Annotated in this window: 4 protein-coding genes; all 4 read left to right on the forward strand. The window is 67.5% G+C overall.

The window, feature by feature from the left end; genetic code table 11:
• The first annotated feature begins 433 nt into the window (after nucleotides 1-433).
• Entirely contained in the window at nucleotides 434-3,574 is a 3,141-nt protein-coding gene (gene drmD, locus ACGFIV_RS03610; RefSeq protein WP_392831626.1) for a DISARM system SNF2-like helicase DrmD, read from the forward strand.
• Nucleotides 3,571-7,653, forward strand: a complete 4,083-nt coding sequence (locus ACGFIV_RS03615; protein WP_392831629.1) for an Eco57I restriction-modification methylase domain-containing protein — start codon at nucleotides 3,571-3,573, stop codon at nucleotides 7,651-7,653. The genes drmD and ACGFIV_RS03615 overlap by 4 nt, the downstream gene beginning before the upstream one ends.
• Before the next feature lie 94 nt (nucleotides 7,654-7,747).
• Complete coding sequence (gene drmA / locus ACGFIV_RS03620; protein WP_392831632.1) at nucleotides 7,748-11,767, forward strand: DISARM system helicase DrmA; 4,020 nt, start codon at nucleotides 7,748-7,750, stop codon at nucleotides 11,765-11,767.
• A complete protein-coding gene (gene drmB / locus ACGFIV_RS03625) occupies nucleotides 11,767-13,719 on the forward strand; it encodes a DrmB family protein (protein ID WP_392831635.1) in 1,953 nt (650 codons plus the stop codon). Before drmA ends, drmB begins: the two co-directional genes overlap by 1 nt.
• Nucleotides 13,720-13,735 lie beyond the last annotated feature (16 nt).

Consider the following 13,735-nt stretch of genomic DNA (forward strand, 5'->3'; position numbering starts at 1 on the left):
ACAACCCACGCCCGTTCGTGTGGAAGAAGACCGCAGAGGAAATCCTCGAATCCCTCGCCCGATATTGCCGACGAATTTCTGGCGCGGGACACTAGCTCCCCGCCGGGTAAACCATTTGCGGGAGCCGAGAGTCCCTGTGATGGGCTTCGATGCCTTCGGCACTGGACGCGGTGGCTGTCGGTTCGGGATGTATCAGAACTGCATGCTGAGTTCCCTGCGTTGTGAATCGGATACACGTCAAATAGTTCCCTGTAGACAGTTACCATCTACGTGCCCTACAGTACGGTACACACCGACAGCACAAGTGTTCGGTGGCAAAAGTGCTGTTTTGTCTGAAATGCCCCGCGAGACTGATTCGGGGGAACGTCTCGCTCGTGGCGGAAGGTGGCCGGCTCGCCAAAGCCGGTGCTGTGCCCGTTGACGAGGAGAGATAGTGACGATTGCGCCGTCGGAACGACCGATCACCGGTGCGCTGGTAGCGGTCCGTGGACAGCGGTGGGTGGTCAGCGAGTCCGAAGCCGGTGAGGCCAGCACGCTGGTCAGGCTGCAAAGTGTCGAGGACGGCCGATACGGAGAGACGCTCGACGTCATCTGGGAGATCGAGCCGGGCCGCCGCGTCCTGCCCAGCGGTTCGTTACCCGACGTCACGACTGACGCGTTCGACTCGCCCGAAAGGCTCGCGGCCTTCCTCGACGCCATCAGATGGTCGGCGGTGGCCAGCGCCGACGTGAAGACCCTGCAGGCGCCGTTCCGGTCGGGCGTGGCCATCGAGGATTACCAGCTTGAGCCCGTCGCCAGAGCGCTGGACGCTCCGCGCGTGAACCTCCTTCTGGCCGACGACGTCGGCCTCGGCAAGACCATCGAAGCCGGGCTGGTCGCCCAGGAACTGCTCCTGCGCAACAGGGCCCGCCGGATCATGATCGTGTGTCCGGCCGGTCTCATGCTGAAGTGGCAGGACGAGATGGCCGACAAGTTCGGCCTCGACTTCACCATCGTCGACACCGAACGCTGCGCCATCGTCCGTCGCACCCACGGCAGCGCCGCCAACCCCTTCTCGGTCTACCCGCTGACGATCGTCAGCCTGCCCTGGCTACGCGGCCAGAAGGCCCAGCGGTTGCTCGACGAGGTGCTCGACCCGGCCGGCCTGGAGCGCCGCTTCGACCTGCTCATCCTGGACGAGGCCCACCACATCGCGCCCGCCGCGCCCAAGCAGGTGTACGCCGTCGACTCCCAGCAGACCAAGCTGATCCGCAAACTGGCCCCGCACTTCACCCACCGGCTGTTCCTGTCCGCCACCCCGCACAACGGTTACCAGGCGTCGTTCACCGCGCTGCTGGAGATCCTCGACAACCAGCGGTTCGCACGTGGCGTCGACCCCGATCGGGCCGCGATGAAGGACACGGTGGTCCGCCGGCTCAAGCGGCACATCGTCGACGAGCACGGGAACAAGCGGTTCCTGGAGCGGGAGGCGCATGCCATCCCCGTCGAGTACCCGCAGAACGAACGGCAGGTGCACGCCCTGCTGACTGAGTTCGCCAAGCTGCGCCGCGCACGGCTCAACACGAGCCGGAAAGGGCGAAGGGCGGCCGACCTGATCACCCTTCTGCTGAAGAAGCGCCTGTTCTCCAGCCCCGCGGCGTTCGAGCACACCCTCGGTGTCTACCTCGAAACGGCAAGCGGCACCAGGGCCGTCTCCTACATCGGGGCCGAGGACGACGACGATGACTTCTTCGACGAGTTATATGAGAGCACGGCCACCCTTGACGACGAGGCCCTGTCGGTGGCCGAGGACGATGCGATCGGCACCGCGGCACCGCTCCAGGGAGTAGCCACCGAGGCGGAGATCGCACTGCTCAACCGCATGCGCGGCTGGGCGCAGGACTACCAGGCCGCTCCGGACGCCAAGGCCCGTGAACTGATCACGTACCTGAAGGCGGTGTGCCGGCCGGGCGGGCAGTGGACGAACGAGCGGGTCGTCGTCTTCACCGAGTACCGCGACACCCAGAGGTGGCTGGTGGAGCTGCTCCGCCAGGAAGGGCTCGCCGGTGACGACCGGCTGGAGGTGCTGCATGGAGGCGTCTCCGCCGAGGAGCGCGAGCGGCTGCGGGTGGCCTTCCAGAAGGACCCGAGCGAGCACAACGTCCGCGTCCTGGTGGCCACCGACGCCGCCAGCGAGGGCATTGACCTGCAGAACCACTGCCACCGCCTGGTCAACTACGACATCCCGTTCAACCCCAACAAGCTCGAACAGCGCATCGGCCGTGTCGACCGGTGGGGCCAGAAGCAGACGCCGGACATCCGGCACTTCGTCGGCACCGGCTGGGACAAGTCCGTCGACTCCTACGAGGCGGACCTGGAGTTCCTGTCCCGGGTGGCGAACAAGGTCGCGCGGATGGAGGAGGATCTCGGCTCGGTCAACGCCGTTCTGGCGGCGGCGGTGCAGAAGCGCATGCTTCACGACATCACCGACTACGACGTGGAGCGTGCCGGCAAGAAGGGCACTATCCCGGTCGAGACCAACGTCGGCGAGCAGGTGCGGAAGCTGCGCGCCAACCTGGACAACACCGTCGACCTCCTCGGAATCACCCCCGCCAACGTGAAGCGCGTCGTGGACACCGCCCTCGACCTGGCCCGTCAGCAGCCGCTCAAGTCGCACCTGGACGAGAAGCACCTCACCGGAGGCCTGCTGGACGTCCCGCCGCTGACCGGCTCCTGGGCACGTGCCAGTGCGGGCCTGCTGGCCAAGACCACGAAGAAGGACGAAAGGCCCCACCAACGGCCGATCACCTTCGACTCGGCCGCGACTTTCGACCCCGAAGGCCGGGTACGGGACGATGTGGTGCTCGCCCACCTGGGGCATCCCCTGGTCGCCATGTCCACCCGGCTGTTGCGCGCCGCCGTCTCCAACAGAGAGATCGGCCTTCACCGGGTCACCGCCGTCGTCAGCGACGACCCGGCGCTGGAGACCACGCTGGTCGGCGCCTACTCCCGCTTCCTGTTGGTCGGCGGAGACGGCGTCCGCCTGCACGAGGAGGTGCTGCACGCGGGCGGCTGGGTCCCCGAGACCGGACGGTTCCGCCGTCTGGAGAACCTCACCGTGCTCGGCGCCATCCTCGGCCGCGCGCTCACCGAGGGCACCCCGGCGTCCGCTCCCGTACGCGGCAGGCTCGCGGAGGTGTGGCCGCGGACCAGCGGCCCGCTGCTCCAGTCGATCGACTGGCGGGTCGAGCAGCTTCGTGACCAGCTCGACCGCAAGCTCGCCCAGCGCATGGAGTCCGAGCAGACCCGTCTCGTCGACAACCTCGACCAGTTCGCCGCCACGCTCCGCGCCAAGCTCGCCGAAGGCGACCAGGAGGAGGACGCCCTGTTCAGCCGCAGCGAGGTGGCCAGGAGCAAGGAAGAGCTGGAGCAGTACCGCAAAGACCGCAGATCCTGGGAGGAGCGTTTGTCCCACCTCGCCGAGGAGCGAGACCGCGAACTCAAGGTCATCGCGGCCCGCTACCGAGACCCCCAGCCGCACCGGTTCCCGGTGGCCATGGTCTTCGTCGTGCCGAGGCGGGAGGCGACCCGATGAGATACCACGTCCGCGAGTTCAGCCACCAGGACTGGCTCAGCCTCGTCGAGGTGTCCGGCCCGTTTCTCAGCCTCCCCGTCCTGCGCTCCACCTGGCCGGCGCTTGACTCGATCGACAAGCGGGCGCTCGAACGGCTCCGCCTCGCGCACGCCGCCTGGCAGAAGGGCGGCGGCCGTCGCGACTGGGTCGAGTACGTGCTGCGCGACCTGCTCGGCTGGGGAGACGCCGTCCACATGGGCGGGCTCGACCACCGCCTCGACCACCTGGCGATGGACGTGCCCGAACACGACACCTCCGTCACGCCTGCCTTCGCGCTCGCCGTGCCAGGCGAGGAGACGAAACCGGACACCGTCCGACTTCTGGGCATGATCACCAAAGGCCACCCGACCGCCCGCATGAAGTCGTCAGCCTGGGCCGCCACCCCGGTCGACCGCATCGCGCAGCTGTGCCGCCACCATGGCGTCGAGCTTGGTCTGGTGACCGACGGCCGCTGGTGGGCGCTGGTCTGGGCGCCGCGCGGCGGAGTCACCACCACGGCCGTGTTCGACGCCATCCCGTGGCCCGAGTCGGCCGAACGCGACGTGCTGCGCGCCTTCGTCTCCCTGCTGAACATCGTGCGGTTCTTCGAGGTCCCCGCGGGCGAGCGGCTGCCCGCGCTGCTCAAGGCCAGCCTGGACAACCAGGAGGACATCACCGAAGCCCTCGGCGTGCAGGTCCGGCAGGCCGTCGAGCTGCTCGTCGCCGCCATCGGCCGGACCGGCGTGCCGAACGACATCAGCGCGCACGAGGTCTACCGGGGCTCCGTGACGGTCATGATGCGGATCGTCTTCCTGCTCTTCGCCGAGGAGCGCGGCCTGCTCCCCTCGGACAACGAGGTCTACGCCGCCGCGTACTCGGCCGGACGCCTCTGCGCCGAGCTGGAGCAGAGGGCCATGGAGGGCAGCGAAGACGAGCTGGAGAACACCCAGGCGTCCTGGCACCGGCTGCTCGCCCTGTTCCGCGCCGTGCACAGCGGCGTGGACCACCCCCGGCTCACCATGCACCCGCACGACGGGTCGATGTTCGACCCGGACGCGGACGCCTGGATGCCGCTGACCATCGACGACCGTACGGTGCTGCACATGCTGCGCGCTGTGCAGTACGTCGAGGTGGGTACGGGCCGGAACCGCGAGCGCCGCAAGCTGACCTTCCGCTCCCTGGACGTCGAGCAGATCGGCTACGTCTACGAGGGCCTGCTGTCCTACGAGGGCTTCCGCGCCGCCGACACGGTGGTCGGCCTGGTCGGTAAGCCAGGCCGGGAGGAAGAGGTCGAGCTCACCGACCTGGAGAAACTCGCGAGGGAGGTCGCGGCCGAAGTCGCCCACCGGATCTACGAGGCGATGGTGCCGGGCCACGACCCGATCGTGGAGACCCTGGCCGAGAAACTCGCGGAGAAGTACAAGGACTCCGGTATCGGCTCGGCCGCCGCGCTACGGAAGCGGCTCGCGCCGCTGGACGACGTCGCCACCCTGGAGGCCACCCGCAAGCTGCTCGCCGTGACCGGTGGCGACGCCGAGCTGGCCGGACGGCTGCTGCCCTTCTTCGGCCTTCTCCGGGAGGACCTGCGCGGACTTCCCGTCGTCATCCTGCCCGGCGCGCTGTATGTCACCGAGTCGGCGCTGCGCAAGAACACCGGCACCCACTACACGCCCCGGTTCCTCGCGGAGCAGGTCGTCGAGGGTGCCCTGGAGCCGCTGGTCTATACGCCCGGTCCGCTGCAGACGGCGGACAAGGCGGAATGGAAGCTTCGCAGCTCCGAAGACATCCTCAAGCTGAAGATCGCTGACATCGCCATGGGCTCGGCCGCCTTCCTCGTCGCCGCCGCCCGCTACCTGGGCGACAAGCTCGTCGAGGCCTGGTCCCAGGAGGGCAGCGCGGAGGCGCTCGCGTACGTGTCGGGCGCGGAGGACCGTACGGCCGACGCCGACGCCGACCCCCTGGTCATCGAGGCCCGCCGCCAGATCATCGAGCACTGCCTGTACGGCGTCGACATCAACCCCATGGCCGTAGAAATGGCCAAACTCTCCCTCTGGCTCGTCTCCATGGACACCACCCGGCCCTTCACCTTTGTTGATGACAGACTGGTCGCTGGGGACGCGCTGCTGGGGATTACGTCACTGGAGCAGCTTGAGCACATGCACATGGATCCCGCGAAGGGCCGCGAGATTCACCAGGACATCTTCGACTGGACCGCCGGGGTACGATCGACGGTCGCCGACCTGGCTGGATACCGTCGAAAAATCTTCGAAGTGGAGCTTGGCGACGATCCGTTAGCCGCGCTGGCCAAGAAGAGGGCACTCCTCGCTGATGCGGAGGTCGCCTCGGCGCAGTTGCGTCTCATGGCAGACCTTACGGTAGGTGCTGCGCTCGCCTATGCAGGCAAGGGCGAGCGCGGCCTAAGAATTGGGTCAGAGCAAGCAGCAAAACTGGTCAACGACGTTTATAGTAGGCGTGGAGATCTAGTGGCTTGGGAGGCCCGAAAAAACTGGCTCTTGACCGATCGAGTGAGCGGTGGTTTCAATCGCCAGCCAATTCATTGGCCCCTGGTCTTCCCTGAAGTTTTCCAGGGAGGTGGATTTGGCGCGATCATTGGGAATCCTCCTTTCCTGGGTGGGCAGAAGCTTACAGGAGCCTTGGGCGTAGCTTATCGTGAGTATCTTGTTGAGGTGCTCGGGGCTGGTGTGCGAGGTAGTGCCGACCTCGTAGCGTACTTCGTGCTTCGAGCTCACAGTCTGCTTAATTCGGTAGGGCAAACAGGCTTAATCGCCACGAACACCTTGGCTCAAGGGGATACCCGAGAGGTAGGCCTCGATGAGCTGTTAGCTGAAGGTGTAGTGATTCGTCAATCTGTCAAAAGTAGGCCGTGGCCATCAAGAAGCGCGGTCTTGGAATACTGTGCTGTATGGACTAGCAAGGCTGTCCTTGCTCAGCGGGCGATGCGGCGAGCAGATGGCGAGGCTGTAATCGGCATCACTTCATCGCTTGATGCACAGTCGCGCGTAATTGGGACTCCTAGGAGTCTACTGAGCAACAGCATGTGCTTCGTCGGATCCTACGTGCTGGGGATGGGATTCACGATGGAGCCCCAAGAGGCAAGGCGCTTGATTGATAAGGATCCCAGGAACAAGGATATCCTTTTTCCTTACCTGAACGGACAGGATCTAAATACTCACCCAGATGGGTCGGGTAGTAGATGGATCATCAATTTCCATGATTGGCCCGAGAGTAAGGCGAAGAGTTATCGAGAATGTTATGAACAGATAGTCCGAGAGGTTAAGTCCGAACGCTTAAAAGTAGCGTTCAGCAAGAACGCTCGCGAGCAATGGTGGCTCTATGAGCGCCGTCGTCCCGAACTGTATCGGGCTATGGCCGGGTTAGAGCAAGTTATCGTGCTTACGAGAGTAAGTAAAACCGTGATGCCGCTCATGGTTCCAACAGGACAGATCTTCAGCGAAGCTACTGTTGTCTTTACAACAGATGACACAGCCATGCTGGCTATGATTTCCAGCGCTTCGCATTACTGGTGGGCCGTCGCTTGGGCATCGTCCATGAAGACAGACCTTCGTTACACGCCCTCGGATGTGTTCGAGACCTTGCCGCTCCCCCAACTCACTCAGGAGATGCGTGGTTTGGGGAACGAGCTGGACACCTTCCGTCGCGACCTGATGCTTGCCCGTCAGGCTGGCCTCACCAAAACGTACAACCTCGTCCATGACCCCAAATGCGACGATGAGGACATAGTCGAGTTGCGCCGGATTCACAAAGCCATCGACGAGGCCGTCTGTCGGGCCTATGGGTGGGATGACCTGATCGATCAGCTTGATCATGGGCACCATGATCTCGGGCGGGAGACGCGCTACACCGTTGGTTCCTATGCCCGGCGGGAGCTGGTGGATCGGCTGCTGGAGTTGAACCACGAGCGGTACGCGGAAGAGGTCGCGAAGGGGTTGCACGACAAGGGGGCCAAGAAGAAGGGGTCTCGGGCTCCCAGGAAGCAGCCGATGACGGATGGCTCCGTGCAGGAGGCGTTGCTGGAGTGAGCGGGTAGGTACGCAAGGCACGCAGGTGGTTCACGGCCGTGGTCGGGGGGCTCGGCTGTTCTTCACGATTCACGAGATCAGAGAGGAAGCCCCCGTGTACGACCGGCAGGAACCGCTCTTCGCGGCACAAGCCGAGCAAGCCGACCTTTTCGCCGAGAGCACCGACGGCGACGGCGCGAAGGCGGACGCCAAGCCAGCCACCGCAAGCCCCGCAAGCCCCGCAAGCCCCGCGACCGCCGAGCCGGCGTCCTCAAGCCCGGCCTCCGATGAGCCTGTCTTACCCGACGCGGCCCCGCCCCAGCAGCGCGGATTGGACGCGCCGCAGGTGTTCGAGCCGGCCACATCCTTCGAGGTGCGCGACGCATTCCAGGAGCTGGCCTGCCGCGACCTGCTGGGCCCGTGGAACGGTGACGAGGAGGAGCTGCCGACGAGGTCCCCTGGCCCGCGCGAGCGCTACCTGGTCGGCATGCTGGGTCCGAAGCCGTCCGCGCGGTCGATCGAGAACGACGCCGACGAGGTGCCGGACACCGAGATCGGCGCCGAGGGCAGCGGGGACGACGGCGAGCTGCCCGACAAGCTGACCCCGCAGAACCTCGGCCGTATCTGGGCGTCGTCCATGGGCATGATGTTCGCGGTGCCCGGCGACGTGGACGTCCTGAAGGTCACCGCCTCCTGGGGCCGGTACACCAAGTCCGACATCCAGGTGGACGACGGCAAGGGCGGCACACGGGCCGTGCAGGCCTGGTGCCGTGAGCCGGTGACCCACCCCAGGGAGATCCGGCTGGACGGCGGCGCGTCGCAGCGCGTCCCGCTGACGATGGAACGCGCTGACGCTCCCGGAGTGCTGCTGGCCGTCGGCGTGCGATCGCAGAAGGACGGGCGGCGCGTCGTCGAGCTCACCCTGATCAACCAGCAGACCGCGCCGGTAAGGGCTCCCGACAGCGCCTGGTTGTTCCAGACCGAGCTGAAGGTCACCGCACCCCACTCCGACCGGGAGGCCGCGCCCTGCGTCTTCCTGCCGATCGACGACCCCCTCGACGGTGACGACGGCCTGGAGGAGGACCTGGAAGACAGGCATCTGCGTCTGCTCTACCGGAACGAACGCCGGTACGCGGCCGGACGCAACGTCGCCGTCCACGCCATCGTGCCGGACGGGCAGCGGTGCGCCGCCGAGCTGTGCACCACCTGGCTGCCGGCCTACGACGTCCCCGCCACGGTCGCCCCGGTCGGCGAAGGCACCCCGCTCGAAGGGGTGGAGCTGTCGATGGACGCCCTCGCCGCCGCCTCGCCCGGCGAGCTGGCGGCCGGGCTGATGCCGCTGGCGACCGGGTACGCGGCCTGGCTGGACGTCCAGGAGGAGCGGATCCCCAGCCTGCCGGAGCCGCTGCGCGAGGCCGCCTCGCTGGCGGTGTTCAAGGCACGCGAGGCCGCCCGGCGCATCGAAGCCGGGGTCGCGCTGCTCAGCGGCGAGGAGCACGCGCGTGCCGCGTTCCGGTTCGCCAACCGGGCGATGGCGTTGCAGCGCCGCCGTACCGCCGTGGCGAAGCTGCGGGACGAGTCCGGGCTGAGCTACGAGGAGGCCATGGCGCAGGTCGACGAGCAGGGCGCCAAGGCGGCGTCGTGGCGGCCGTTCCAGCTCGCGTTCGTGCTGCTCAACCTGCCCTCGCTGACCGACCCGGGCCACCCGGAGCGCGCCGCCGACCACACGGCGACCGTCGACCTGCTGTTCTTCCCCACCGGTGGCGGCAAGACCGAGGCCTACCTCGGACTGACCGCCTACACCTTCGCGATCCGCCGGCTGCGACGGCTCGTCGGCACGGGCGCGGACGCGCGTGACGGCATGTCCGGCGTCGCCGTGCTGATGCGCTACACGCTGCGGCTGCTGACCGCCCAGCAGTTCCAGCGGGCCGCCGCCCTGGTGTGCGCGGCCGAGGTGCTGCGCCGCGAGGACACCGCCACGTGGGGCGAGGAGCCGTTCCGCATCGGGCTGTGGGTCGGCAACGCGGTCTCGCCCAACTGGTTCGACGAGGCCGAGAAGCAGATCCAGGAGGCCAGAGAGGCACCGGACAGCCGCCGGGCCAACGTGCTGCAGACGCTCACCTGTCCCTGGTGCGGCGAGAAACTCGTCGCCGGCCGGAACCTCCAGATCGACCAGGAGCGCCGCCGGGTGCTGCTCTACTGCGGGCGCGGCCGGGAGGGGGAGACCGACCTGTGCCCGTTCTCCAAGCTGGGCGAGGACCGGATGCTGACCTCCCGTCTGGACGATCCCGGAGAGATCGAGAGCCGCAGGGAAGGGCTGCCGATCCTGACCGTGGACGAGGAGATCTACCGGCTGGTGCCGAGCCTCGTCATCGCCACCGTGGACAAGCTTGCCCAGCTTCCGTGGCGCGGCTTCGCCGGGCATCTGTTCGGCCGGGTCGGCCAGTGGTGTCCCCGCCACGGCTATCGCCACGGCGACCTGGATGATCGGGTCAAGTGCGGCGGCACGCACCACGCCAAGGGGAAGCTGCCCAAGGCGTGGAGCCGTCCGGTCGTACGGCTCCGCCCGCCGGACCTGATCATCCAGGACGAGCTGCACCTGATCTCCGGAGCGCTCGGGACCACGGTCGGCCTGTTCGAGGCCGCGGTGGACGAGCTGTGCACCTGGCGGGTCGGCGGGCGGCCCACCGGACCCAAGATCGTCGCGTCCACCGCGACCACCAAGCGGGCCGAGCGCCAGGTGCTCGGCATCTTCGGCCGTGGGCTCGCGGTATTCCCGCCGCAGGTCATCGAGGTGTCTGACACCTTCTTCTCCCGGCAGGTGCCGGTGACGCCCACGACCCCCGGGCGGCGCTACCTCGGCGTCTGCGCGCACGGCGTGCGTCTGAAGTCCGCGGAGATCCGGCTCGCCGAGATCCTGTTCATCGCCGGCCAGACGATGTTCGACCGGCACGGCGAGGCCGCCGACCCGTACATGACCGTGGTCGGCTACTTCAACGCCACGCGCGAGCTGGCCGGCATGCGCCGCTACCTCGACGACGACGTGACGACCCGTATCAGGACGCACGGCAGGCACAAGAACCTGTCCAACCGGCTGCTCAGCAGGGTCGACCTGCTCAACATCGTCGAGCTGACCTCGCGTATCTCCTCCGGCGACATCAGCGACGTGCTGAAGCGGCTGGAGATCGGCTTCGACCCCGAACTCGACACGACCCGGCGGCGTCTGGAGATCCGCGAGGAGTTGGCCGCCATCATGAAGGAGGAGAAGGGGAAGCGCAGGCAGGCGCATCCGCTCGCCGACCGCAACCTCGCCCGGCGTACCGACCGCACGGCCGGCCGGCAGCCGGTGGACGTGGTGCTGGCCACGTCGATGCTGCAGGTCGGTGTGGACGTCTCCCGGTTCGGTCTCATGGTGGTGACCGGCCAGCCGAAGAACACCGCCGAGTACATCCAGGCGTCCTCGCGCGTCGGCCGCGACGCCGACCGGCCCGGCCTGGTGATCACGCTGTACAACTGGTCGCGTCCCCGCGACCTGGCGCATTTCGAGGACTTCGAGCACTACCACGCGACCTTCTACCGGCAGGTGGAGGCCCTGTCCGTCACGCCCTACACCAGGCGGGCGCTCGACCGGGGCACCACCGCGACGCTCGTGGCGGCGATCCGGCACGTCGACGAGTCGTACTCGCGTAACCGGGACGCGGAGGACGTACCGCTGGACGGTGAGCGCGTGCGGCACGTCATCACCCGGATGCTGCACCGGGCGGAGGCGGTCGGTGGCCCGCGCGGCCGGGAGTATCTGGACGCCCGGATCAAGGCGGTAACCGACATGTGGAAGCAGCGTAAGGAAGGGCCGGCGCGGCTCGGCTACGAGCGCAGGGCCACCAAGCAGGAGACCATCGCGCGTCTGATCGAGCGGGCGGGCAACGGGCCGTGGAGCCTGATGACGGTCGGCAACTCCATGCGGGAGACCGAGAACGACGTCAATCTCCTGCTGCCGGGCAGCGGCGCCATCTTCGAATCACCGGTGAACGCGAGCGCGTGGGCGTTCGCCACACCGCAGGTGGAAACGGAGAACGCCGACATCCCGGTCGGCGACGAGCTGGGTGAGTCCACGATCGGGGGGCGGGGTAACTGATGGCGGAATTCTCGCGGTACCGGCGCCGGGTCGGATCGGTCCGTCCCAGCCACCTGATGTTCACCTCCGGAGTGGGCTCGCTGGTGGACCTGCCGAACTTCTCCGTCCTGGTCAAAGGGCTGGAGGACTGGAAGTACGAAAAGGTCGGCGACAGCCCCGCCGTGATCACCGAGCCCCGGCTGCTCGCGGCCGTCCAGGCGGTGCTCAGCAAGACCGTGGAGCAGCCCCGGCTGCTCGCGGCCGTCCAGGCGGTGCTCAGCAAGACCGTGGAGGAGCTCAAGCCCGCCCCGTGGCTCCCCGGCGCGGACCAGGATCCCAACGGTGAGGCGGCGCGGACCGGGACTCCGGTCGTCCCCTTCCCGAGCTGGATGCGGTGCACCGCGTGCAACCTGCTCGCCCGCATCGACTCACAGGTGTTCGGCTTCGAGAACGACAAGCCGAACAAGCCGCACGAGGCGCGGTTCTTCCACGAGTGCGGCAAGGGGCGCAGGAAGAACCTCGTGGTCGGAGCCCGGTTCGTCGTCGCGTGCACAGCGGGGCACCTGGACGACTTTCCGTACCTGGAGTTCGTGCACCACGGCGGCACGTGCCCGGCGGTGGAGAAGCCGAACCTGCTGATGGAGGACCACGGCGGCAACCTCGGCGCCAACGTGCGCATCGCCTGCCAGCGGTGCCCGGCCACCCGCAACATCCGTGAGGTGATGGGCAAGCGTGGCCAGGTGCACCTGCCGAGCTGCCGCGGCCGCCATCCCCACCTCGGCACCTTCGGAAGCTGCGCCAAGCAGTTGCACGTCCTGGTCGTCGGCGCGTCCAACCAGTGGTTCGCGCAGACCCTCTCCGCGCTGGCCGTGCCGCAGGCCGGGGCGGGTGAGCTCGACGGCAAGGTGGAGCAGTTCTGGGCGAACCTCCAGCACGTCTCCGGGATCGCCATGATGCCGTTGATGCGGTCGATGCCCCCGCTGAGCTACGAGTTCGAGAAGTGGACCGACGACGAGTTGTGGGCCGCGATCGAACGCCACCGCGCCGGGCCAGAGCCCGACGGGGGGAAGGAGCCCGAGGGGTATCCCGACCTGCGTACCCCCGAATGGCAGGTGTTCTCCAGCGCCACGCTGCCCGAGCCCGGCGACGAGTTCGCCGCCTACCGCCACCCCGACGGCGTACCGAACCTGCTCAAGGGTTTCTACTCGGACGTGATCCAGGTGGAGCGGGTGCGTGAGGTACGCGCCATGATCGGCTTCACCCGGCTCGACGCTCCCGACCCCGACGACCCGAACCTCGTCACCCGGGCGAAGCTCTCCCGATCGAATCCCACGTGGGTGCCTGCCAGCGAGGTACGCGGAGAAGGCGTCTTCCTGCGGTTGCCCGAGGAACTTCTGGCGGGCTGGGAGAAGCGGGTCGCCGGCTCGCGTGCCATCCAGTCGCACTACGAGGCGTTCGGGCGATTCCGCGAGTACCGGTACTCGGCGCGCACCGGGCAGCCGTTCAACGAGGAGACCCGCTACCAGGGGTGGCCCGGCGCACGCTACTACGTCCTGCATACGCTGTCGCACCTCATGATCCGGACGATCGCGCTGGAGTGCGGGTACAACTCCGCCAGCCTCGCCGAACGCATCTACGCGGGGAACGAGGACGACCCGCGCGGAGGCATCCTCATCTACACGGCCGTGCCGGACGCGGAGGGGACGCTTGGCGGGCTTGTCTCACTTGCCGAACCCGATGACCTGGTCCGGCTGACCCGCCGCGCGCTCACCGGGGCCCGGCACTGCTCCTCCGACCCGCTCTGCGCCGAGCGGCTGCCGTGCGACCCGGAGGACTTCCTGCACGGAGCCGCATGTCACGCCTGCCTGTTCGTGTCGGAGACCACCTGCGAGCGCGGCAACCGTTTCCTCGACCGGCGCTTCGTCGTGCCGATCGACGCACCCGACCTGGCGATTTTCCCGGACGTGCCGTGACGGCGGGCCCGCTCCC

Origin of the sequence: Sphaerisporangium sp. NPDC049003 (assembly GCF_043197795.1) — a bacterium.
Taxonomy (GTDB): Bacteria; Actinomycetota; Actinomycetes; order Streptosporangiales; family Streptosporangiaceae; genus Sphaerisporangium.